General features: G+C 61.3%; 18 protein-coding genes. 1 reads left to right on the top strand and 17 read right to left on the bottom strand.

All coding sequences use genetic code 11. The annotated features are described in order from the left end of the window. Nucleotides 1–92 precede the first annotated feature (92 nt). From ACSEXS_RS17035 to hydE, 17 genes are all read right to left on the bottom strand, one after another. Nucleotides 93–1061 (bottom strand): carbohydrate ABC transporter permease, encoded by a 969-nt coding sequence (locus ACSEXS_RS17035; RefSeq protein ID WP_438434743.1) that lies wholly within the window; start codon nt 1059–1061, stop codon nt 93–95. Nucleotides 1062–1085: 24 nt separating this feature from the next. After that, nucleotides 1086–2063, bottom strand: a complete 978-nt coding sequence (locus ACSEXS_RS17030; RefSeq protein WP_438434446.1) for an ABC transporter permease — start codon at nt 2061–2063, stop codon at nt 1086–1088. Nucleotides 2064–2319: 256 nt separating this feature from the next. Continuing rightward, entirely contained in the window at nt 2320–3009 is a 690-nt protein-coding gene (locus ACSEXS_RS17025) for a hypothetical protein (RefSeq protein ID WP_438434445.1), read from the bottom strand. Further along, nucleotides 3006–4490, bottom strand: a complete 1485-nt coding sequence (locus tag ACSEXS_RS17020; RefSeq protein WP_438434444.1) for an ABC transporter permease — start codon at nt 4488–4490, stop codon at nt 3006–3008. Before ACSEXS_RS17020 ends, ACSEXS_RS17025 begins: the two co-directional genes overlap by 4 nt. After that, nucleotides 4487–5362, bottom strand: coding sequence for an ABC transporter ATP-binding protein (locus ACSEXS_RS17015; RefSeq protein WP_438434443.1), 876 nt, complete (start codon nt 5360–5362; stop codon nt 4487–4489). The genes ACSEXS_RS17020 and ACSEXS_RS17015 overlap by 4 nt, the downstream gene beginning before the upstream one ends. A gap of 33 nt (nt 5363–5395) precedes the next feature. Next, entirely contained in the window at nt 5396–5767 is a 372-nt protein-coding gene (locus ACSEXS_RS17010) for a hypothetical protein (protein ID WP_438434442.1), read from the bottom strand. Further along, the gene (locus ACSEXS_RS17005) at nt 5721–6380 is read right to left on the bottom strand and encodes an RNA polymerase sigma factor (RefSeq protein WP_438434441.1); all 660 of its coding nucleotides are present in this window, start codon (nt 6378–6380) and stop codon (nt 5721–5723) included. Before ACSEXS_RS17005 ends, ACSEXS_RS17010 begins: the two co-directional genes overlap by 47 nt. Nucleotides 6381–6595: 215 nt before the next feature. Further along, nucleotides 6596–7012: a DUF6157 family protein gene (locus tag ACSEXS_RS17000; protein ID WP_438434440.1), complete on the bottom strand. Its 417-nt coding sequence runs from the start codon at nt 7010–7012 to the stop codon at nt 6596–6598. 226 nt (nt 7013–7238) lie between these two features. Beyond that, entirely contained in the window at nt 7239–8483 is a 1245-nt protein-coding gene (gene hydF / locus ACSEXS_RS16995; protein WP_438434439.1) for a [FeFe] hydrogenase H-cluster maturation GTPase HydF, read from the bottom strand. A gap of 112 nt (nt 8484–8595) precedes the next feature. Then, entirely contained in the window at nt 8596–10017 is a 1422-nt protein-coding gene (locus ACSEXS_RS16990) for an aspartate ammonia-lyase (RefSeq protein ID WP_438434438.1), read from the bottom strand. A gap of 336 nt (nt 10018–10353) precedes the next feature. Further along, complete coding sequence (gene hydF / locus ACSEXS_RS16985) at nt 10354–11559, bottom strand: [FeFe] hydrogenase H-cluster maturation GTPase HydF (RefSeq protein WP_438434437.1); 1206 nt, start codon at nt 11557–11559, stop codon at nt 10354–10356. A gap of 334 nt (nt 11560–11893) precedes the next feature. Next, nucleotides 11894–13630, bottom strand: a complete 1737-nt coding sequence (locus tag ACSEXS_RS16980; protein WP_438434436.1) for an NADH-dependent [FeFe] hydrogenase, group A6 — start codon at nt 13628–13630, stop codon at nt 11894–11896. Between the two features lie 17 nt (nt 13631–13647). After that, on the bottom strand, nt 13648–15525 hold the full coding sequence (gene nuoF / locus ACSEXS_RS16975; RefSeq protein WP_438434435.1) for an NADH-quinone oxidoreductase subunit NuoF: 1878 nt from the start codon (nt 15523–15525) through the stop codon (nt 13648–13650). Nucleotides 15526–15567: 42 nt separating this feature from the next. Continuing rightward, on the bottom strand, nt 15568–16071 hold the full coding sequence (gene nuoE, locus ACSEXS_RS16970) for an NADH-quinone oxidoreductase subunit NuoE (RefSeq protein ID WP_438434434.1): 504 nt from the start codon (nt 16069–16071) through the stop codon (nt 15568–15570). A 211-nt stretch (nt 16072–16282) separates the two neighbouring features. Beyond that, nucleotides 16283–18586 carry a thiamine pyrophosphate-dependent enzyme gene (locus tag ACSEXS_RS16965; RefSeq protein WP_438434433.1) on the bottom strand — a complete coding sequence of 768 codons (2304 nt, stop codon included), beginning with the start codon at nt 18584–18586 and terminating at the stop codon, nt 16283–16285. 22 nt (nt 18587–18608) lie between these two features. Beyond that, on the bottom strand, nt 18609–19601 hold the full coding sequence (locus ACSEXS_RS16960; protein WP_438434432.1) for a 2-oxoacid:acceptor oxidoreductase family protein: 993 nt from the start codon (nt 19599–19601) through the stop codon (nt 18609–18611). A gap of 81 nt (nt 19602–19682) precedes the next feature. Next, on the bottom strand, nt 19683–20753 hold the full coding sequence (gene hydE, locus ACSEXS_RS16955; RefSeq protein WP_438434431.1) for a [FeFe] hydrogenase H-cluster radical SAM maturase HydE: 1071 nt from the start codon (nt 20751–20753) through the stop codon (nt 19683–19685). A gap of 701 nt (nt 20754–21454) precedes the next feature. Here hydE and ACSEXS_RS16950 point away from each other — a divergent pair. Continuing rightward, nucleotides 21455–22165: an SDR family NAD(P)-dependent oxidoreductase gene (locus ACSEXS_RS16950; protein ID WP_438434430.1), complete on the top strand. Its 711-nt coding sequence runs from the start codon at nt 21455–21457 to the stop codon at nt 22163–22165. The last annotated feature ends 180 nt before the right edge of the window (nt 22166–22345 follow it).

Here is a 22345-nt window from a genome sequence, read left to right as displayed (position 1 = left end):
CGGAACATCTGGACTTTGCTCCCATTGGAGAGGCCAAGTCCGATTCCGACCGTCATCCTCCTGCCCGCCGATAGAATCCGGCATCGCTTGCGTCAGCCCTTTACAGCGCCGACGGTCAACCCTTGAATAAAGTACTTTTGGAAGAACGGATAAGCGAAGGCAATCGGGCCGATCCCGACGACGGCCATCGCCATCCGCACCGATTCCTGCGGGATCGAGACATTGCCGCCTGCCGCCGCAATTGCGGCGAGCGCAGTCGGGTTGGAGGTCAGGAACTGGATGTCGAGCATCGTCTTGTACATCAGGTACTGCAGATTGACGTTCTGCAAGTGCGTTCCGTCGGGCATGGAGATGAAGATCATGCTCAGGAACCAGTCGTTCCAATAACCGAGGGTCTGGAACAGCGCGACGGTCGCGAGCACCGGCAGCGACAGCGGCAGCACGATCTGCAGGAAGGTGCGGAACTCGCCGGCGCCGTCGATCTTGGCCGATTCGATCAGCGCGCCCGGAATCGTATTGGCGAAGAACGTCCGCATGATCATGATGAAGAACGCCGAGACGAGGAGCGGGATGATCAGCACCCAGATGTTATCCTTCAGATGCAGCATCCGCGTGTACACCAGATACCAGGGAACCAGACCGCCGTTGAACAGCATCGTGAAGAACATGAAGAAGGAGAAGAAGTTGCGGTGCGGGAAGTCCGGCCGCGAGATCGGATACGCATACAGGGCCATGACGAACAGGCTGATGATCGTCCCCACCACGGTGACGAAGAGCGAGATTTCAAAGGAGTGCACCAACTGATGCCAATCCTTGAACAGGAACTCGTAGGCGAACGTCGTCATGTGCGACGGCAGGAAGCTGTAGCCGTTGCGCAGAATGGAATTCTCGTCGGTGAACGAGACGATGATGACCAGAAGAAGCGGCAGCACACAGGCTGCGGAATAGATCCAGAAGAAGCCGTTGACGAGAAAGTTGGCTGGGCCAGACAACGCATTCGGATTCTTCGACTTCCGCTCTTTGCGGTTGGCCTTCGGAGCGGTAGGCAAACTTTCGTTCATGCTGATACTCACGGTTCAACCCTCCTAGAATAGAGCGTCGTCTTTGCTGACGCGGCGCACGATCAGATTGGCGAAGAAGATCAGGAAGAATCCGACGACGGACTGCACCATGCCGGCCGCCGAGGACATGCCGATGTCGCCCATCTGCAGGAAGGTCTGGTAGACATACGTATCGATAACCTGCGTTGTCGAGTAGAGCGCCCCGGCGTTGCGGGTTACCTGGAAGAACAAACCGAAGTCGGCGTTGAAGATTTTGCCGATCTGCAACAGCGTCATGACGATGATGACCGGGCTGATCAGCGGAATGGTGATCTTGCGGATCTGCTGCCACTTGTTTGCCCCGTCGATCAGGGCTGCCTCGTAATACTCATGGTCAATGCCGATGATCGCCGCCAGGTAAATGACCGTTGAGTACCCGATCTCCTTCCAGACCTTGACGAGCGGCAGGATAAACGGCCAATATTTCGGCTGGGTGTACCATTCGATCGGCTCCATGCCGAACCACGGCAGGACGGTCTTGTTGACGAAGCCGTTCTCCGTGCTCAGGAAGCCGAACACCAGGTAAGCGACGACGACCCAGGACAGAAAGTACGGCAGGAACATGATGCTCTGGTGAACCTTCGACAGAATCCGATTCTTCATTTCCGAGAACATGATCGCGAAGGCGATGCCGATGACCAGGAACAGCAGGATGAACACCCCGTTGTAAGCGAGCGTGTTGCGGGTGATGGTCCAAGCCTTCTCGGTGGAAAACAAGTATTTAAAGTTCTCGAAGCCCGACCAGTCGCTCTTGAGGATCCCCTTGGAATAATCGATATTCTTGAAGGAAATCACTACCCCGAGCATCGGGATATAGTTGTTGACGATGATGACAACCAACGCTGGAAGCATCATCAGGTAGAACACCCAGAATCGCCGCATGACCTGGAACATCCGCGGGACCCTCGACTTCTTCCTCTCTCCCTGCTCCGGCAGCAGGAGCGAATTTTCCGCTAGGCTCATATGCACTCTCTCCCCGTTTCTCCGTTGATGGATGTCCGACTTGCAGGTGAAGCGACACCCTTCTTTCTATTCCTATTAAAACACGCGACAAAATTTGGGTGTATAAGGAGGAAATTAGATTTCTATAAGAAATCAAACGGAAGTCGTATTGTTAAAAGGGGGAACCAAAAAAGAGCGGCCTCGGCGAATAAGGATCGCCGAGGCCGCTTGAGTCTAGCTTGCTTCTAAGTTTCGTTTGCTGCCGCCATGCATCGTTCTATGCCATTGCTTCCCCGCCCAGGTTTCGGGGCAGGAGCCAAACGGAGCAGGCGGCGGCGAAGAGCGCCAGCCCGAACAGCCAGAGCTTGTCGGGGTTCCATTCCCCGTTTCCCATGCTGAACAGATAGAAGGGACCCGTAAATTTGCCCTTCGTGGTCCAGTCGATGAGGTACCAGGCGAAAGAGAGGATGAAGCCGGCCGGCAGCCCGCGGAACAAGACGGCGGCCAGGAGCGCAACCGAACCGAGGGCCAGCGCGTCCGCCCAGACGCCGGCGAAGAGCGGGATCGCCGCGAAGTCGGCCCCGCTGAGCCGCAAGGCGCCGAGGAAGGCGGCGAGCACCGCCGCAAGATAGGCCGCGGCGAGCAAGGCTCGCAACGCGAACACGAACCGGTGCGGCCGGCGCTTGGCGAGCAGCGTCTCGCCGATGCCGCCCGCGTCGAGCAGCGCGAGCGGCGCCAGCAGGAGCGGCCCGAGGAGCGACGCCAGCCGCTCGCCGGCGAAGGCCGCCTGCGGCGGGCCCATGAAGGCGGGGCTGGACGCCGCCGCGACGAGCGCGAGCAGCACCGGCGCGGCCAACCAGCTGCGCGATGCGATCAGCCGCAGGTTGTGCCGCACAAGCGGCAGCAGCAGGCTGCGGCCTCCGGCCGGGGGAGCGGGCAGCGGCTCAAACGCCTCGCGGGCGCTCATCGGGACGCTCCCCCGGCAGCGAACGCTTCGGCCGCCGCGCGCCGCCGTTTGCGGCCCCGAGCGGAACGGCCCAGGCTGCGCCGCCGTTCCCACAGCCAGGCGGCCGCCGCGGCCAGGAGGAAGGCCAGAACCGTATAGGATACCCGGTTCAGCAGGATCGTATCGGCATAATGCCGGTACGTCGCCGCCTCCGCCGGCGTATTGAACCGCAGGAACAGCTTGGTCGGGCCGTAGCTGCCGATCAGCGGCAGCGCCGAAATCAGCCACCATGCGACCTGCAGAGGGATGGCGGCAAGTCCGCTGCCGAATAGAGTGTAGACCAGCATCCCGAAAGCCGTCGTCGCCCAGACGGTCGGCAGCAGCCAGCCTGTTCCGTACGCCAGGAAAGTCGGCAGCGCGTCGGGGAAACCGACCGCATCGCCCAGATTCGCGGTGGTTTCCCAAGCGGCCAGGACGGACACCAGAACATAGACGAGCGACACCGTCAGCGCGTAGGCGAAGAATCGTGCGCCTACGTAAGTGAGCGCCTTGATCCGCCGGCTGCCGATCAGCTCGTCCATCCGGCTCGCCCGGTCACGTCCGAGCGCGAAGGCCGCCAGAAACACCGGGAAGATCCCCGCCGTGATCCCCATATAATCGGCGAACAACCGAGCCATACCCGGGATGAGCTGATGCTCTTCCACCCGTTGGCGGTATTCCGCTTCATCCGCCCGGTAGTGCTCCATCGCAGCTTCGTAAGTCGTAATCTGATCGGCAAACGTCATGCCGTCCCGCATGTAATTGGTCCAGCCGCCCAGCTTCTCGTCCAGATCCGCCGCCACCTGCTTGACTTCTGTGGCGGTATGGCCAGCGGGACTTACCGCGATCTGCTCGAACTGCTCGACGGCGGCCTTCATCGCCTTCCGGTCCGCCTCGCTCAGCTTGGCTTTATGGCTGAAGGCGCCGAAGAAGATCCGCTGGTCCATCCAGCCGTTCTCGAGGTCGGCTTCGATGCTCCATTGGTACCGCTGGGCAATCCGCCCGGGATCGGTCACTTCGCTGAAGCCGTACACCGGCATGGGCGGCGGCGCGTCCGTCCCCGGTTGGATTGTTCCCGTTTCGGGTGCGGCAGTCCCGGCCGTTCCCGGTTGGGCTGCGCCCGCACCAGGTGCGGCGGACGCGGCCGATCCGGGGGAAGCGGCCGGTGCGCCAGCCGCGCTTCCGCCATTCCCTTCCACACCGGCCGGTGCGCCAGCCGCGCTTCCGCCGCTCCCTTCCACACCGGCCGGTGCCGTCGGCTGCACGCTGGTTTGGCCGGTTTTTCCGTTCGCCATCTGCTCCAGCTTCGGATCGGGAGGCACCGGTGCCTTCGCGGCATTCCAGCTTTCGCTCGTCGCGTAGTTGCCGTAGAAGAACAGCACAACCACGGCGATGAGCAGGTACAGCACGAGGTTGCGGGACAGCATCCGCATCTCTTTACCTACGAGCGTAAGGAACGTCATACGGCCTCGCCCCCCTTGGTCATGAGGCACAGATAGCCGTCCTCCGCCGTCGGCTCCGCCGCCTCCGCGCCCGCGAAGGGCTGCTCCTTGGCGATGAGCCGCACCCGCATGCCGTTACCGGCGGCAACCGCCGACACCAGCGGGTATCGGCCGTCCGCCTGGGCCCATTCCTCGCGGCTCAGCTCCGCCAGCCAGACCTGGCCGCGCGCGGCTTCGGCCAACCCGGCCAGCTCGCCGCTGTACGGCACCTGTCCTTTCTTCAGCACCGTCACCTGCCTGCACGTCGACTCGACATCCTCCATCACATGCGTCGACAGCAGCACTACCCTCCCGACAGCAAACCGGGCCAGCAATTGGCGGAAGCGGATGCGCTCCTCGGGGTCGAGCCCCGCCGTCGGCTCGTCGACGATCAGCAGCTTGGGCTCGTGGATCATCGCTTGGGCGATGCCGAGCCTGCGCTTCATCCCACCGGATAGCGCGCGTACCTTCGTCCGCCGATGTGCAGCCAGATTGACATCCTCCAAGAGGGCATCGATCCGCCGCTTGCGATCCGTCCGTCCCTTCACGCCGGAGAGGAGGGCGAGGTAATCCATCGCTTCGCCCACGCTCATTCCCGGATAAAATGAAAATTCCTGCGGCAGGTAGCCGATTTTCTCGCGAATCCGCCCCTTGTCGGTCAGCGGCACGCCGTCGATCTCCGCGCCGCCCTCGCTTGGGGTGAGCAGCGTGGCCAAGAGCCGCATCAAGGTCGTCTTCCCCGCTCCGTTGGGACCGAGCAAGCCTTGAACGCCTTCCTCCCAGGTCAGCGTGACGTGATCCAGCGCCAGCTTGCCGCCGTATTGCTTGGTGAGTCCGTTCAGCTTTACCTCCACTATCCGCGTTCCTCCTTCATTCAGGCCAGTCCGTTATTGGTCCCCTTCCAGCTCCGCCTGCTCCACAATCAAGCCGAGGCCGATCGCGGCAAGCGAGAAGGCGAGCAGGCCTGCGAGGCGATCGCCGCCGCCCTTGAGCAGGAACACGCCGATCAAGAGCGTACCCGCGCCGACGGCCAGCCGAAGCAGCATTCGCTTACGCAGCATGGCCGCGTTGCGGCGCACCCGCTCGTCTTCCAGCCGGTCGTATTCCAGCAGGGACGCCTTAACATAAATGCGGCGCAGGTACGCTTCTTCCTCGGGATGCGAAACGGCCAAGCTGTTCATAGCCGGCTCCGGCTGTCCATTTTCCCCTCGTTCAAAGCTGGCGCCCGAATAGGGGCGTTCCTTGTTCTCTTCGCTCATCGTCCTGTTCTCCCTTCTCCGCAATCTCCCTCAGCCTGCGTCTCGCCCGGTGCAGAGCGACGCGAAAGCCGGGTCCTGACTTCCCCAGCACCGCCGCCGCCTCCTGCGGGGCGAGCCCCTCCACATCCACCAGATACACCGCTCGGCGGTCTCCTTCCCGCAGCTCCCCGAGCCGCGTCTGCCAGACCTGCCAGCTCTCGCGGGCAAGTGCCCGCTCCTCCGGCCCGGGCGCGGGATCGCTCGGCTCCCGCATGCCGTCCGTCCATTCCCTCTGGCGGCTCCCCATACCAAGTTCCGCCTTGCCGGCAAGCCGGCCATCGGGCAGAGCTCTCTCTCTCCTCCGCTCCCGCTTGCGCAGATAGTCGACGCATTTGTGGCGGATCAGCGTGTAGAGATACGTCTTGAACGAGCTGCGAAAATCAAAGCGGTCCGGGTACACATACAGATGGGCGAAGCAGTCCTGGACCAAATCCTCGGCGACCGGATCATCGCCGACATATTGCCGGGCAAAGCCGACTGCGGCCTTGCGATGGCGGAGCACGAGCGCTTCGAAAGCGGACCGGCTGCCCTGGACGAATCGCCGAACCTCTTCTTCTTCCACTGCCTGTCTCATCTTCGTTCCGCGCTCCTCTCCTCCGGCCTGTCCTCTCTTATTCGTCCGAGCCGACCGAATCGTTACAGCCTTCGAATAGAAAAAGGACGGATGCTTGCGCATCCGTTCTCTCGTTTGCCTATGCACTCTCTGCTATTTAGACTGAACTTAACCTTTACGCCTGCGCCGTTGGAATGTCATTCGATCGCTGTTGACCCCGATTTCCGGAAAGCCCTCTAGGCCCGTTTGCTGCGCATGCCCTTCAGCACCTTCAGCGTCTTCGAGCCGGAGAACTCGCTGTATTCCGGCGATTCCGCGCCGTATAAAGCGACTCGGCCTTCTCCGTCGAAGTGGAAGCCCCAGCCGTATTTCTTCGGCAGGGCCGAGGCCCGCAGACAGGCCTTCGGAGTCGAGAAGAATTCCTCCCGCACCTTGGCCAGCTCTTCCTCCGGCAACCCGTCCAGTCCGTTCAGCCGGATATGGGTCTCGAACAGGATGTCCTCCATCGTATATTCATAGGGGCGGTCGGCCAGCAGCTCATACTGAATCAAAGCCGCCGTTTTTCGGCCGCCCCGCGGCGACGGAATCAGCCCCATCCGCGGCTCGCAGTCCTCGGATACGGTGATAAAGGTATCGGTATAGTCCAACCCCATGCCCATTGCCTCCCTTATGCCCTTTTCCCACAGACTACCCGATTTGCCTGTCCTTGTCCATCCGGCACCCCTCCGATTCAGGCTCGCCGCCCGCGTTCCGGATGTCGCTCCGATCGGGCTCGGGGTGGGATCGTCTCCTTACGCTAAGGAAACCCGCCTCATCGTCGAAGCTGCCCCGTCCCCCGGGGGCAAGCTGCAGTCCGGCGAACCGTATCGTCCGATTCCGCTAGACCTGCGCTCCTTCTTCCCAGGCGAAGCGGGCTAGCGGAAACGGCGAGATCGCCCGCTCCAGAATGCCTTGGACATAGGCGATGGCGACGCCGTAGTTGACGATCGGCACGCCCGCCTGAACCGCCTGCTCGACGCGCCACCGCATTTGCCGCCGGTTCAGCATGCAGCCGCCGCAATGGATGATGAGGGCGTATTCGCCTACATTGTCCGGAAACCTCATCCCGTTGGCAAACTCGAACTCCACCTGCTTCCCGGTGGCTTGGCGGATCCAGCGGGGAATCTTCACCTTGCCGATGTCGTCGGGCTGCTGGTGATGGGTGCAGGATTCGGCGATCAGGACCTTGTCTCCGTCCCGGAGCCGGTCGATGGCCCGGGCGCCACGCACCATCTCTTCCAAATCGCCCTTATGACGGGCGAAGAGGATGGAGAAGGAGGTGAGCGGAATGTCCTTCGGCGTATCGGCCGCGACCTTGAGAAACACCTGCGAGTCGGTAATCACCAGCCGGGGCTTGCGCCCGAGGCTCTCCAGCGTTTCCTTCAGCTCGTATTCCTTGGTCACCACGGCGATGGCGTCGCTCTCCAGGATATCGCGGATGGTCTGCTGCTGCGGCAGGATCAGCCGTCCCTTCGGAGCCGCTTTGTCGATGGGGACGACCAGCACGACCAGGTCGCCCGGCGACAGCAGGTCGCCGACGATGCGGAATTTATCCTCCTCGTCGGGAACGGCGGCGATCAGCGCCTGCTTGAGCTCGGCGATGCCGACACCCTCCTGGGCGGAGACGGCGACGGTCTTCATGCCTAGCTCGCTCGCGGCCCGCTCCTGCGCCGCCTCCGGCTCCGCTCCGAGCAGATCGGTCTTGTTCAGCACGCCGATGGCCGGAATCGATTTGCCGCGCACGAGGTCGGCGATCTCCCGGTCGAAGCCGGTCACGCCCTCCGCCGCATCGACGACAAGCAGGGCCACGTCCGTCTTGTTCAGCACCTCGAGCGTCTTTTTCTTGCGGAGCTCGCCCAGCTCGCCCTCATCGTCAAGCCCTGCCGTGTCGATCAGGACGACGGGGCCGATGGGCAGCAGCTCCATGGATTTGTAGACGGGATCGGTCGTCGTTCCCTTCACGGCCGATACCACGGCGATCTCCTGCTTGGTAACGGCATTGATGATGCTCGATTTGCCGGCGTTGCGGCGGCCAAAGATGGCGATGTGCAGCCGGCTGGAGCGCGGCGTATCGTTGAGTCCCATGGTGATTCTCCCCTTCCCCTGCCTCGCCGAGTCCTCCAACGAAGCGTAGCACCGTTGATCGTTTCCTTCCATCGGCCGGGTTTCCCGGCTTACCTGCCCGGGTTTCCCCGGCTTACCTACCCGGGATTCCCGGCTTCGTGACCTGATACGGATTGAGGATGCGATCCGCCTCCTCGGCGATAAGCAGCCCCTCTTCCAGCGCGATCTCGCGGACGGTTCGCCCTTCCTCCCGCGCCCGCTTGGCTACATGAGCGCCCCCCTCGTAGCCGATGTGACCGATGAGCGCCGTCGCCAGCACCGCCGAGCGCTCCAGGCTCTCCCGGCAGCGGTCGGCGCGGATGCGGATGCCGATGACGCAGCGGGTCTCGAACAGCCGGACCGCGTTCGCCAGCGTCTCCAGCGAGTCGAGCAGCGCATCGGCGATCAGCGGAACGAACGCGTTCAGCTCAAGCTGGCCGGAAGAAGCGGCCAGCGTCACGGCCGTGTCGTTGGCGATCACCTTCATCGCCGCCGAGCCGATCATCTCGGCCATGACCGGGTTGACCTTGCCCGGCATGATCGACGAACCGGCCTGGACAGCCGGAAGCTCCAGCTCGCCGAAGCCGCCGGCCGGACCGCTCGCGAGGAGCCGCAGGTCGCCGGACAGCTTGAGCAGGTTGACGGCCGCCGCCTTGAGCAGCCCCGAGACCTCGACGAACACATCCATGTTCTGCGTCGGGTCCATCGGGAACTCGCTGCGGGCGATCCCATACCCCGTCAGGTCCTGGAGCAGCTCGGTCACGTAGAACGTAAATTTGACCGGAGCGTTGAGGCCCGTGCCGATCGCGGTTCCGCCGATGTTCACCTCGCGCAGCCGCTCCTCGATCTTGTACAGCCGCCAGCGGTCACGGGCGATCGCTTTGGCATAGGCCCCGAAGCCCTGACCGGCCATCATCGGCAGGGCATCCATCAGCTCCGTTCGGCCGAGCTTCAGCACGTCGGCGAACTCCTGCTCCTTCTCCTGCAGCGATTCCTGCAGCGAGGCGAATGCCGAGCTGACCCGCCGCAGCAGCCCGATGGCCGCGATCCGCAGTGCGGTCGGGTAGGCATCGTTCGTGGATTGGCCGGCGTTGACGTGGTCGAGCGGATGAACGAGCCCGTAGTCGCCCCGCGTTCCGCCGAGCCGTTCGATCGCCAGGTTGGCGACGACCTCGTTGACGTTCATGTTGGTCGAGGTTCCCGCTCCGCCCTGCAGGCTGTCGACGGGAAACTCTTTTCCCCAGCGCCGCCACCAGGCATCCGCGTCCCCCTCTTCCAGCAGCTCGCCGCAGGCTTCGATAATGGCCTGGGCAATCTCCGCCGGATAGGAGCCCAGGCGAAGATGGGCGAGCGCCGCCGCCTGCTTCACCCGGATCAGAGAGCGGAGCAAATGCCGGTTGGCCGGCCGCCCGCTCACCGGAAAATTCTCCGCCGCCCGCCGGGTGTGAATCCCGTAATAGACATCCGCCGGTAGGCTTCCTGCTCCGAGCGAGTCCCGCTCTTCCCTCAAATCCATCCCGCCTGCACTTCCTCTCCCGATTGCCGCTATCCGTTCCTTCTCGCGGCCGACTCCCGGCCGCCAACAAAAAAGGCGGGAATCCCCGCCGAGGCCGCTGAAAGGGTGGGCCTCTGAATGGTCAGCACTGAACATTGGCCTCTAAATAGTAAAGACTGAACGTTGACCTCTGAAATAGTAAAGACTGAAAAAGTCGCCGTTCCAATTTGAGCTCACTCAGCCCGTTGCCGTTGCTTTTCCAGAACGAATCCGCACCCTTTCACTCGCGGGTCAGCAGCTCTCTTCTGTCAAATCCGCCTCATCCGACCCGCCTAACCCGACTCATCCACCTGTTCCTTACGGCCGTTCGCCGGCATACAGCACATCGGTTACCCGCGGCAGCATGCCGTTGAAATAAGCGTAGGCGATCCCGTAGTTGGTGATCGGGACCCCCTGCTCGCCCGAACGCAAGAGCCGCATCATCAGCTGCTTGCGGTTGAAGATGCAGCCGCCGCAGTGGACGACCAGCCGGTATTCGCCGACGTTCTCGGGAAATTCCGGTCCGACCGCAGCGGTGATCGCGAGCTCGCCGCCCGCCGTCTCGTGCAGCCGCCGCTTGACGAATTCTCGGTCGATCTCGCCGTTGTGGGGATGCTGAATGCAGGCCTCGGACAGCAGGACTTTGTCGCCCGGCTTCAGGCTTTCGATCGCCTTCGCGCCATCCAGGAACCGGTCGAGGTCGCCCTTGAACCGCGCCATGAGGATGGCGAACGTCGTCAACGGCACTTCCTTCGGCAGCACGGCATCCACCTGGTCATAGACCTGGGAATCGATAATGACAAGGTCGGGCCGTCCGTTCAGCTTGGCGAGCATGGCCGGAAGCTCGGCGTCCGTCACCGAGATGACCATGGCGTGATGATCGAGCAGATCGCGCAGAATCTGCTGCTGCGAAGCCACCAGCCTGTATTTCGGTGCGGGGAGGGTTTCCGGCGTGACGAGCAGCACCGTATCTCCGGCCTGCACGAGATCGCCGACAATGCTCGCCCGCTCAAACTCGGCCGGGGCGAATACGCGGATCGCATCCTTCAGGCTGCCGAGGTTGAACTTTTTCTTCGCGCTCAGCTTAACGATCGGAATGTTCAGCTCCATCTCCAGGGGGTCGATATCGACATAGCGCTCATCCACCTTGTTGATGACGCCGATTACCGGAATATTCCGGGCGGCGAGCTCGCGGTACCATTCCTTCTCTAACCGGAAGCAGGCTTCCTCCTGGGAGAAAATCACGATTCCAAGGTCAGTTTCATCGAGGACCTGTCGGGTCTTGTGCACGCGGAAGCGTCCCAAATCGCCGTCGTCGTCGATGCCGGAGGTATCCACCAGGACCACTTCCCCCACCCGATCCATCGCGAAGGGCTGATAGACGGGCTCCGTCGTGGTTCCCGGCTCCGCGTCCACGAGAGCGGTCGCCTGCCCCGTCAGGGCATTGATAAGACTCGATTTGCCGGAATTGCGGCAGCCAAAAATCGCAATGTGAAGCCGGCCCGATTGCGGCGAGGATTGCATCGCGCATTCCCTCCTTCTTGATTGGCAAGCAAACGAACAAACCCGAGCCCGAAAGGCTTATCGAAGAGGCCCGCGACTTGTGCGGTCTTTAACACGCGAGTGGCGGTTGCGCTTTCAAATGCTGCGGAACAACCGGCTCCATTACCTGCTTTATCCTGATTCTACACCGGAAAAGACGTCGCATCCGTGATTTTTTTCACTAATTCAAGTGTGCTGCACTTCACATTTTCCCTGCCGAAAAAGACAAGAAACGGAAGGGGACGGCTGCGGCTGCGCCGCTTCCTGCCCCAACCGTTTCCGGTCCGATCATTATCCTTGCTGCAACGGTTTTTGCTTAAAATTTGGAACGCTTGACGTAGTGCGTATGCAGCAGCTCGTGAGCAAGATGGCCGTTCGGCTCCCCGAGGAATTCGGCATACAGCTGTTGGATCGATTTGTTCTTATGCGACTTGCGGTTTTCCAGGGATTCGTCTTCCGAGTAGATCGCCTTGGCGCGTTCCGCCTTGATATTGATCTTCTCGGAGGTCTGAGCGTCGATGATCGGCTGTCCGCCGCCGGTGACGCAGCCGCCCGGGCAAGCCATCACTTCGATGAACTCGTAGCTCTTCTCGCCTTTCTCGATGGCGTCCATCAGCTTGCGGGCGTTGCCGAGGCCATGAACGACGGCCGTGCGGATCTTCTTGCCGTTCGGCAGCTCGATGACATTTTCCTTGATGCCTTCGAGGCCGCGGACGGCGGTGTACTCGATCGTATCCAGTTCTTTGCCGGCCGTGAGCTCGAAGACGGTCCGGAGGGCCGCTTCCGCCACGCCGCCGGTCGCTCCGAAGATGGCGCCTGCGCCGCTGCCTTCTCCGAGCGGGTTATCGAACGCTTCGCCCTTCAGGTTGACGAAGTCGATCCCGGCTTCCTTGATCATCGCCGCCAGCTCGCGGGTGGTGAGCACGAGGTCGACGTCCTGCATGCCTTCGCTCGCCAGCTCTTCGCGGCCGCCTTCGAATTTCTTGGCGGTGCAGGGCATGATGGAAACGACGACGATGTTCTTCGGATCGAGGCCCATCTTCTTGGCGAAATAGGACTTGATCATCGCGCCTTCCATTTCATGCGGAGATTTGCAGGTGGACAGGTTATTCAGTTGATCCGGGAAGTTGTGCTCGACGAACTTGACCCAGCCCGGGCAGCAGGAGGTCATGAGCGGCAGGTTTTCTCCGCTGTTCAAGCGGGACAACAACTCCGTGCCTTCTTCCATGATCGTCAGGTCGGCGCCGAAGTTGGTGTCGAACACCCGATCGAAGCCCAGCTTGCGCAGAGCCGCTACCATTTTGCCGGTTACGCGGGTGCCGACCGGCATGCCAAATTCTTCGCCGAGCGCCACACGGATCGCCGGAGCGGGCTGAACGACCACGTACTTGCTCGGGTCGGCCAGAGCGTTCCAAACGTCCGACATGTTCTCGATCTCGGTCAGCGCGCCGACCGGGCAAGCCATGATGCACTGGCCGCAGTTGACGCAGACGGAATCGCCGAGAGCGCGGCCGAAGGCCGGTCCGACCGTCGTGTCGAAGCCGCGGTGGTTGAAGCCGATGGCGTGCACGGTCTGCATCGTGCTGCAAGCGCCGATGCAGCGGCCGCACTTGATGCACTTGGCCGAATCGCGCATGATCGAAGGCGAGGACAGGTCCTTCTCGTGATGCGATTTCTCGCCGGCGAAGGACACGGCACGCACGTTCAGGCTGTTCGAGACGGTCTGCAGCTCGCAGCCGCCGCTGCGGGAGCAGCTCAGGCATTCGCGGTCGTGATCGGACAGAAGCAGCTCGACGGTCGTACGGCGGGCGTCGCGCACCTTCTTGGTATTCGTCTGGATTTTCATGCCCGGCTCCGCTTTCAGCGTACAAGAAGCGATCAGGCGGGGGCCGACCTCCACTACGCACACGCGGCAGCTGGAGGAATGGTTGATGCCTTTCATGTAACACAGAGACGGGATGTTGATATCCAGCGCGCGGGCTGCTTCAAGGACGGTCGTGCCCTTGGGAACTTCCGTCTCGATTCCGTCGATGGTAAGTTTAATCGTATCCACTTCGCTCACTCCTATCCTCAGACTATCGCTACGGCTTTGAATTTGCAGACGTCGAAGCAGACGCCGCACTTGATGCAGGCTACGGTATCGATCACGTACGGCTCCTTGACCTTCCCGCTGATGGCGTTGTTCGGGCACTTGCGGGCGCAGAGGCTGCAGCCGCGGCACAGTTCAGGGTCGATCGTATAGGAGATCAGCGACTTGCAGACGCCGGACGGGCACTTCTGATCGACGATATGCGCCATGTATTCTTCGCGGAAGAACTTCAGCGTGGACAGAACCGGGTTCGGCGCCGTCTGGCCGAGCGCGCAGAGCGAAGCGTTCTTGATCGTATTGGAGAGGCGCTCCATGTCGTCGAGGTCCTGAATCGTTCCCTTGCCTTCGGTGATCTTGTCGAGCATCTCCAGGAGGCGCTTCGTGCCGACGCGGCAGGGCGTACATTTGCCGCAGGATTCGTCGCGGGTGAAGTCCAGGTAGAACCGGGCGACGTCGACCATGCAGGTATCTTCGTCCATGACGATCATCCCGCCGGAGCCCATCATCGAGCCGAGGCTGGTCAGCGTATCGAAGTCGATCGTGCAGTCAAGATGCTCCTCGGTCAGACAGCCGCCGGAGGGACCGCCCGTCTGCACGGCTTTGAATTTCTTGCCGTTCGGAATGCCGCCGCCGATTTCGAAGATAACCTCGCGCAGGGTGATGCCCATCGGCACTTCGACGAGACCGGTGTTGACGACCTTGCCGCCGAGAGCGAAGACCTTCGTGCCCTTGGATTTCTCGGTGCCGATGCCGGAGTACCAATCGGCTCCGCGGAGCACGATCGGAGCGATGTTCGCGAGCGTCTCCACGTTGTTGATGACGGAGGGCTGGCCCCACAGGCCTTCGACGGCCGGGAAGGGCGGCTTCGGATTCGGCATGCCGCGGCGGCCTTCGATCGAGTTCATCAGGGCGGTTTCTTCGCCGCAGACGAACGCGCCGGCGCCGAGGCGCACGTCGATGTCGAACTTGAAGCCGGTGCCGAGGATGTTGTCGCCGAGCAGACCGTATTCGCGGGCTTGTTTAATCGCTTTCATCAACCGCTGAACGGCGATCGGATATTCCGCGCGGACGTAGACGAAGCCCTGGTCGGCCCCGATGGCGTAGCCGGCGATGGCCATCGCTTCGATGACGGAGTGCGGGTCGCCCTCGAGGATCGAGCGGTCCATGAAGGCGCCGGGGTCGCCTTCGTCGGCGTTGCAAATCATGTATTTCTGGGCTTTATCCTGGTCGGCCGCGAACTGCCATTTGACGCCGGTGGTGAAGCCGCCGCCGCCGCGTCCGCGCAGGCCGGATTGCTTCACGGTGTCGATGACCTGCTGACGGGACATCGTCATGAGCACCTTGCCGAGCGCCTTGTAGCCGTCCTGGGAGATGTACTCGTCGATGACTTCCGGGTCGATGACACCGCAGTTGCGCAGGGCAATGCGCTTCTGCTTACGGAAGAAGTCGGTTTCCTCAAAATTGTGGATTTTGCCGTCGGCCTTGGTCTTCTCATAGACGAGGCGGTCCAGCGGCTTGTTGTTCAGCAGGTGGCCTTCGACCAGATCCGGAATGTCCTTGACCTCGACGCGGCTGTAGAAGACGCCTTCCGGATAGACGATGACGACCGGGCCGAGCTCGCAAAGCCCGAAGCAGCCGGTGCGGACGACTTCGACCTTGTCTTCGATGCCGTGACCCGCGATTTCCTTGTTCAGTGCCGCGATGATTTTGTTGGAATCGGACGAGGTGCAGCCCGTTCCTCCGCAGACCATCACCGAGCGATAATCGACGGCGCCGGCTTCTACGCCGGTGATCTGCCGATTCGCCAGCTTCGCTTCGGTGAGCGTCTTAATGGCTTCAAGATCCGTTAACAGCTTCATGCCTATACCTCCCGTATAAAATGCACCGTTCGTGCATGCTTATCAGTTGTACTCTTTGAGAATCTTGGGAATGTCGTTCGGAGTCAGACGGCCGTAAACCTTCTCGCCGATCGTCAGAACCGGGGCAAGGCCGCAAGCGCCCAGGCAGCGGGTGGCTTCCAGGGTAAACTTGTTGTCGGCGGTCGTCCCTTGAACCGCTACGTTCAATTCCGTGCTCAGCCGATCCAGCAGGCCTTGGGCTCCCTTGATGTAGCAAGCCGTTCCCATGCAGACGCGGATGATGTTTTCGCCCTTGGGCGTCAGGGAAAAGAAATGATAGAACGAAGCGACTCCGAAGATTTCGCTCATCGGGATGTTCAGCTCGGTGGATACCACCTTAAGCACATCCTCGGGCAGATAGCCGTAGATGTCCTGAACTTCATGCAGAACCGGGATAAGGGCGCCCTTCATGGCCTTGAAGCTCTCGATGGCGGCCTTGACCTTTTCCAGCTTTTCGTCGGGTACATCCGTTCCGCCGCAGCAGCAGGCGGTTTGTTGCAATTCCATCTTGGACTCTCCTCTCAAGCGCTGAGAATGATAATCAATGGGCAAGGGAAAGGCCGGCAGCCGAGACTGCCGGCCTCCATGGACCCACATGCGTTTAACGGATGGGACGCGAATCCCGCTTCCGGTCGAACCTATCGTTTTTTGAAAAAAGGGCCCGCTCGTTGTCTATACTGCGGCAAGGAGGCGGGCCCGGCACCTTCACGGAAGCTTCTTACAGCTCCGGATTCTCGTGCTTGGCTTTCAGACGGCTCCAGCGGCGTTCCACTTCGGTTTCGAAGGAATGCAGCAGTTCGGCGTTTTCTTCCTTCAGGAGGTGCTTCGTCTTGCCCATGCCCTTCAGCCACTCGGTAACCGGAATCCGCTTGCCCTTCTCTTCCGGGTTGTAGGTGATCGTCGTGACGCCCTGCTCGATTTCATACAGCGGGAAGAAGCAGGAGTTGACGGCGGCGCCGACCAGATCGTTGCCCTTCTGGTCTTCCGATTTCCAGTTCAGCGGGCAGGCGCACAGAAGCTTGCCGTAAGCCGTGCCGACATTGTTGGCATACCATTGCGCCTTGGCCGCTTTCTTCAGCAGGTCCTGGGCGTTGGATTCGGTGGCGGTGAAGACGTACGGAATGTTGCAGGCCGCGAGAATCTGGGCCGTATCCTTGTGCTGGCCCTTCTTGCCGTTCTGGGCCTTGCCGACGCCGGAAGTGCTCGTCATGTGGCCGATCGGCGTCGAATAGGACAGCTGCGAGCCGGTGTTCATGTAGCCTTCGTTGTCGTACTCGAGGATGATCATCTTGTGGTTGCGCAGAGCGGTACCGACGGCCGCCCCCATGCCGATGTCCATGCCGCCGTCGCCGGAGACCATGATGAAGGTCACGTCGTCGGACACCTGGATTTCACCGCGGCGCTTCAGTTCATAGAAGGCGTCGACGGCTCCGGCGACCGTAGCGGCGCCGTTCTGGAACAGGTTGTGCACGAAGGTCTGCTTGTGCGAGGAGTACGGATAACTGGCCGTTACGACGTAGGCGCAGCCCGTCTGGAACAGCAGGACCACGTCGCCCTCGATGCCCTTCATGAACAGCTCGATGGCGGACAGAGCGCCGCAGCCCGGGCAGGCGCCATGGCCGGGAGCGAGACGGTGCGGCTTCACGGTCAGCTGGCGCAGCGGCGGCAGCTTGACGTTCAGGCGGCCGGTCGTTTCGTCCTGGGTAACGTTGATCAGGCCGGTCTTGTACTGTTCGGTCTTCAGCGGCTCCATGACCGGCTGCGACACGAGCGTGTTGGCCTTGTCGCCCGGATAGTGGCCGTGGTAATCGAACGGCTTCTCGGCGTAGCCCTTCTCGGCGGCGTCGATGGCGGCTGCGAAGAAGGCTTCGGCGTCGTCGGCATAGAAGTCCTTGCCGCCGAGACCGAAGATGCGGGACAGGACGATCGTCTTGTTCTCCGGATCGACCTTCAGCGCGGAGCGGATTTCATGCGTCAGGTTGCTGCCTTGGGCGCCGTAAGAATCGGCGCGTTCGCCGACGAGGACGGCCTTGACGTTCTTCAGGGCCTTGCGGATCGCGTCGGTCGGGAACGGACGGATGATGTTCGGACGGATGAGGCCGGCCTTCACGCCTTTGGCGCGGAGGGCGTCGACCGTGTCCTTCGCCGATTCGCCGGCGGAGTTCAGCAGGAATACGGCCACTTCGGCGTCTTCCATGCGGTACAGGTCGAGGGTCGGGTATTCGCGGCCGGACAGCAGGGCGTATTCGCGGGCGACCTGCTCATACACTTCGCCTGCTTTTTCCAGTGCCTGGCTGAGCTGATAGTGGTTGTTGACCAGATCGTCGCCGCCCATGTGCGCGCCGACGGTAATCGGATGCGACGGGTCTGCGATGTTCGGGTAGTTGTGGTTCGGGTTCGGACCGACGAAGTCCTGAACCACCTTGTTGCTCTTGAAATACTGCACCTTGCGCTTCTGGTGCGAGGTGAAGAAGCCGTCGTAGGCCACGATGACCGGCAGGCGGACATCGGAGTGTTCGGCGACCTTGAGCGCCATGATGTTCATGTCATAGACGGCCTGCGGCGTGCTGGCGGTCAGGATGACCCAGCCCATGTTCAGGCCGTAGTACAGGTCGGAGTGGTCGCCGCGGATATCGAGCGGACCGCTGATTGCGCGGGTTACCAGGTTCAGTACCATCGGGAAGCGGGTACCGGATTGGGTCGGCAGCTGTTCGAGCATGTACAGGAAGCCCTGCGAGCTCGTTGCGTTGATGACGCGGGCGCCCGTCATGGCGGCGCCGTAGCAAATCCCGGCGGAGCCATGCTCGCCGTCGGCGGCGATCAGCTGGATGTCGTGAAGACCGCGGGTCTTCATCTGGTCCAGGTATTGAGCCACTTCCGTGGACGGGGTGATCGGGAAATAGCCCATGATGTGATAGTTGATCTGGGCGGCAGCCGTAGCGGCCATTTCGTTACCGGATTCGAAGTGGGTAATCTGCTCCGCGGGCTTAACTTCCGACAATTTATCTTCAATAACGGCCATGGTTCATGTCCTCCCCTTTACCTTAATTAAAAACCTGGGCGACGCGGTTCTGCTCGGCATAGCCCACTTCTTCGCGACGGGATGCGAGCGCATCGGTCGGGCAAACTTCCACGCACTTCAGGCAGCCTTTGCAGTATTGATAGTCGATGCCGCGGAGGAACTGCTGCGGACGGCCCTTCTTGTCTTCTCCGGTTTCCCAGACGAAGCAGTAGTCGGGGCAGACGGCGTCGCAGTTGGCGCAGCTGATGCATTTCTCTTCGTTGAATTCGGGAAGGAAGCCTTGGCGGGAGCCGCTCAGGTCCTTCATGGTGCTGTTGGCTTGGGCCAGAATGACGCCGCCCGGCACTTGGGTTTCATAGCCCAAGGTGGACTGGGCGCGCTTGAACGGCTTCGCTTCCGCTCCGGCCGGCACTTCGTAGGTCATGAACTTCACTTCGTTGTAGCCGCGGTCGAAAGTCCGGATGTTCGGCTCGACGAGATGCGGATATTTCTTCTCGAAGGTGGAGCGGATGACCTTGCGCATCGCTTCCGGGTCGAGGAAGTCGCAGATCCGGAACAGGGCGCCCAGCATGGAGGTGTTGACCTTCGTCTTCTCTTCGACGGCGATGCCCATGGCGTCGACGATGGCGAGCTTGCCGTATTGCAGGCCAAGGTCCTTCTTGACTTCTTCGAAATCGCGGGTCGTGTTGACGAGGACGACGCCGTCCGCCGGCAGGCCGCTGATGACGTTGACGTTCTTGTACAGCGCTTCGTGGAACACGCCGACGACATGCGGTTCTTCGATCGGGCTGTGGTCGCGGATTTCGACATCCGGATCGCAGAAGCGGACGAACGCCTTTACGGGAGTGCCTTTTTTCTCGGAACCGTAAGATGAGAAGTTCGACGCGTTGAGCCCGAGGCCGATGGCGCCGGTTTCGGCGAGCATCTTGCCCGCGAGGTTGGCGCCGAGTCCGCCGATGGATTCGAGGCGAATTTCGAAAAAGCCCAGCGAGTTCTTCTTCGGTAAAATAGACATCTGGTTTCCTCCTTTGTATTCAATGAAGCTCAAATCCTCGGTCGTACCGGATAGGCGGCAGGGGGAGGGGGACTTAAGCAATCATGCGAAATTCACGGCCGGATCGGTCTCTTCGCGGAAGGCGACGTGATCGCCCCGTCCGAGATTGATCCGGTAGCCGGAAGCGACGATGCGCATCTCGATGCAGTGGCGGCAATGGGCCGACTCGTCTCCGGTGCAAATCTTGTTCTCGTAAAGCGCGTATTTCTCCCGCACGGCGAGAGGCGACAGAATCGGCATGACCACGTTGGCTCCGGCCTTCAGAGCTTTCTCGCGGCCGACCGGATCGAGCGTGCCCATCGCCGTGGTGGCGGGCAGCATCGCGGCCGGTACGAACAAGCGAGCAAGCGCTACCATAACAAGCGTATCTTCGACCGTTCCTCCGGCTGCCCCGGCAAGCGGCGTGGAGCTGTGCGGGATGAACGGGCCGATTCCGATCATCTCGGGCTGCAGCTCGTGAAGGAACAGAAGGTCCTCCGCGAGGTGCTCCGGCGTCTGTCCCGGCAAGCCGACCATGAAGCCCGCGCCCACCTGGTAGCCGATCCGCTTCAGGGTGTGCAGGCATTCGATGCGGTTGTCGTAGGACATCCCGGGGTGAAGCGAGTCGTACAGGCTGCGCGACGCCGTCTCGTGCCGCAGCAGGTAGCGGTCTGCGCCGGCTTCGTGCAGGGCGCGGTAGAAATCCTCGCTGCGCTCTCCGACGGACAGCGTGATCGCGACATCCGGATAGCGCTCCTTGATCCGGCGGACGATGCCGGACAGGACTTCTTCCGTAAAGCGGAAATCCTCGCCGCTCTGCAGAACGAACGACCGGTAGCCGAGCGCATAGCCTTCGTCCGTGCAGGCGAGAATCTCGTCTTCCGTCAGCCGGTAGCGGTCGACGCCGCCGTTCGACCGGCGAAGCCCGCAGTACAGGCAATCCTGCTTGCAGATGTTGGAGAATTCGATCAGGCCGCGCATGAACACGTCCTTGCCGTAGTGCGCCTGCCGCGTCTCGTCGGCGAACCGGTACAAGGTCTTGCGTCCTTCGGGAGTCAGGCCGCCGAGAAGCTCGACAATCTCGTCTTTCGTGAGGCAATTCGTGCGGTGCAGCTTGGCGAGCAGTTCGTCCACGCGTGGCTCCTCCTTTCCGGATGCGCCGCGCGGCGTGAAAGGACAGCGCGGCGAAAAACGAATCCATCCCCGAAACCCTGACATCCAGCTCGCAGCAGCCTTGAAGATTCGGTGACAGTCCGTCTTTCGTACCCCATTGTACTTCAAATCATCCACGGCTAAAGTGAACTAATTCACAAGATCGGGTAAAATTAGAAAAGAATCAAGCCCTATTAAAAAATTATTTTTCGACGGTCCGTCTGCGGCGAAGCAACGATGCGGCGTTTTTGAAACAGCCGCCGAAAGCTCAGCCGGCGAAGGCGAAAAGACGTTCGTCAAGAGCCTGCTGTTTCCTATCCCCGCCTGCGGCATCTTATCGGGAATCGGCGCGGCCTTTCCCTTTTGCCCACCCTCTATTTGCGGCTTCGGAGAGCGTTCCGAACGCCCAAAACTGCTATATAACAGAGGTTGCCAAATTCCTCAACAGATCGGAGAACAGCCGATTCCGTCATGCAGGGTTCGCCATAATTTGCAATCGCTTTCAATCAAGGAACCGCCCCTTCCTCAGGGATTTCCTTCCATAGAAGTGATGAACATCATTCTCATTTGCCTCATTTCAGTCGAAGAAGCGTTCGGGAGATTTGAATTCGGCTTTGTGCGATTCTCGGGAATCGGCTACACTGAAATAGAGGAACGAAACCGCTTTATCAGGAGGAATGACCATGCCCATCGCCTATGTGACCGGAGCCGACCGCGGCCTCGGACTGGCCTTGACCCGCGGGCTGCTCGACCGGGGGTACCGCGTGTTCGCCGGCAGCTATTTGCCCGATTGGCCGGAGCTCGGCCAACTTGCCGCAAGCGAGCCGGAGCGGCTGACCGTCCTGCCGCTCGATATCTCCGACGAGGCCTCGGTCAACGCCGCCGCCGCGTTCATCGCTTCGCGGACGGACCGGCTCGATGTCTTGATCAACAACGCCGGCATCCACAACGAGCCGGAGAGCACGATCCTCGACGACCTGAACTTTCCGTATATGCTGAAGGAATACAGCGTCAACGCCCTCGGTCCACTGCGCGTCACGCATTCCGTCATCCGGCTCCTGCTCGCGGGCGAAGGCCGGAAGCTCGTCAACATCGGCTCCGAGGCGGGAAGCGTCTCCGGCAATTGGCGGACGCACACGTACGGCTACACGATGAGCAAATCGGCGCTGAACATGCAGTCGGCGATTCTTCAGCTCCACCTGAAGGAATTCGGCGTGAAGGTGCTGTGCCTGCATCCCGGCTGGGTGCGCTCGTACATGTCCGGCGAGAAGAACCTCGACGCCGCGCTGGAGCCGGAGGTTCCGGCGGAAGGCATCCTGCGGCTGATCGAAACCGAACACGATCCCGAGGGGCCGTTGTATATGGATTACACCGGAGCGCCGATGAGCTGGTAAGCCCGGTCGCGGTTCGAAGCGACAAAAAAGCATCCGTGCGTTCCCCCTGCGGGAGGGAACTGACCCCCTAGCGTGAGACAAATCAAAACACCTTCAAGAAACCTCATCCATGTCGTAAGCTGTGGAGGACAAACTTGGAGGTGTTTTACGTTGGGAACAAGAGTGAGTTACCCGGTGGAG

Source organism: Gorillibacterium terrae, from assembly GCF_051594785.1.
Lineage (GTDB): Bacteria > Bacillota > Bacilli > Paenibacillales > NBRC-103111 > Gorillibacterium.
This window is presented reverse-complemented; position numbering and strand designations above follow the sequence as displayed.

What these genes read in the sequence shown, in the direction of transcription:
- hydF (WP_438434439.1), bottom strand. Translation starts at nt 8,483, where the DNA reads ATGGGACTCAACGATACGCCGCGCTCCAGCCGGCTGCACATCGCCATC.
- hydF (WP_438434437.1), bottom strand. Translation starts at nt 11,559, where the DNA reads ATGCAATCCTCGCCGCAATCGGGCCGGCTTCACATTGCGATTTTTGGC.
- ACSEXS_RS17025 (WP_438434445.1), bottom strand. Translation starts at nt 3,009, where the DNA reads ATGAGCGCCCGCGAGGCGTTTGAGCCGCTGCCCGCTCCCCCGGCCGGA.
- nuoE (WP_438434434.1), bottom strand. Translation starts at nt 16,071, where the DNA reads ATGGAATTGCAACAAACCGCCTGCTGCTGCGGCGGAACGGATGTACCC.
- nuoF (WP_438434435.1), bottom strand. Translation starts at nt 15,525, where the DNA reads ATGAAGCTGTTAACGGATCTTGAAGCCATTAAGACGCTCACCGAAGCG.
- ACSEXS_RS16965 (WP_438434433.1), bottom strand. Translation starts at nt 18,586, where the DNA reads ATGGCCGTTATTGAAGATAAATTGTCGGAAGTTAAGCCCGCGGAGCAG.
- ACSEXS_RS16990 (WP_438434438.1), bottom strand. Translation starts at nt 10,017, where the DNA reads ATGGATTTGAGGGAAGAGCGGGACTCGCTCGGAGCAGGAAGCCTACCG.
- ACSEXS_RS17005 (WP_438434441.1), bottom strand. Translation starts at nt 6,380, where the DNA reads ATGAGACAGGCAGTGGAAGAAGAAGAGGTTCGGCGATTCGTCCAGGGC.
- ACSEXS_RS16950 (WP_438434430.1), top strand. Translation starts at nt 21,455, where the DNA reads ATGCCCATCGCCTATGTGACCGGAGCCGACCGCGGCCTCGGACTGGCC.
- ACSEXS_RS17035 (WP_438434743.1), bottom strand. Translation starts at nt 1,061, where the DNA reads ATGAACGAAAGTTTGCCTACCGCTCCGAAGGCCAACCGCAAAGAGCGG.
- ACSEXS_RS17020 (WP_438434444.1), bottom strand. Translation starts at nt 4,490, where the DNA reads ATGACGTTCCTTACGCTCGTAGGTAAAGAGATGCGGATGCTGTCCCGC.
- ACSEXS_RS16960 (WP_438434432.1), bottom strand. Translation starts at nt 19,601, where the DNA reads ATGTCTATTTTACCGAAGAAGAACTCGCTGGGCTTTTTCGAAATTCGC.
- ACSEXS_RS17030 (WP_438434446.1), bottom strand. Translation starts at nt 2,063, where the DNA reads ATGAGCCTAGCGGAAAATTCGCTCCTGCTGCCGGAGCAGGGAGAGAGG.
- ACSEXS_RS17010 (WP_438434442.1), bottom strand. Translation starts at nt 5,767, where the DNA reads ATGAGCGAAGAGAACAAGGAACGCCCCTATTCGGGCGCCAGCTTTGAA.
- ACSEXS_RS17000 (WP_438434440.1), bottom strand. Translation starts at nt 7,012, where the DNA reads ATGGGGTTGGACTATACCGATACCTTTATCACCGTATCCGAGGACTGC.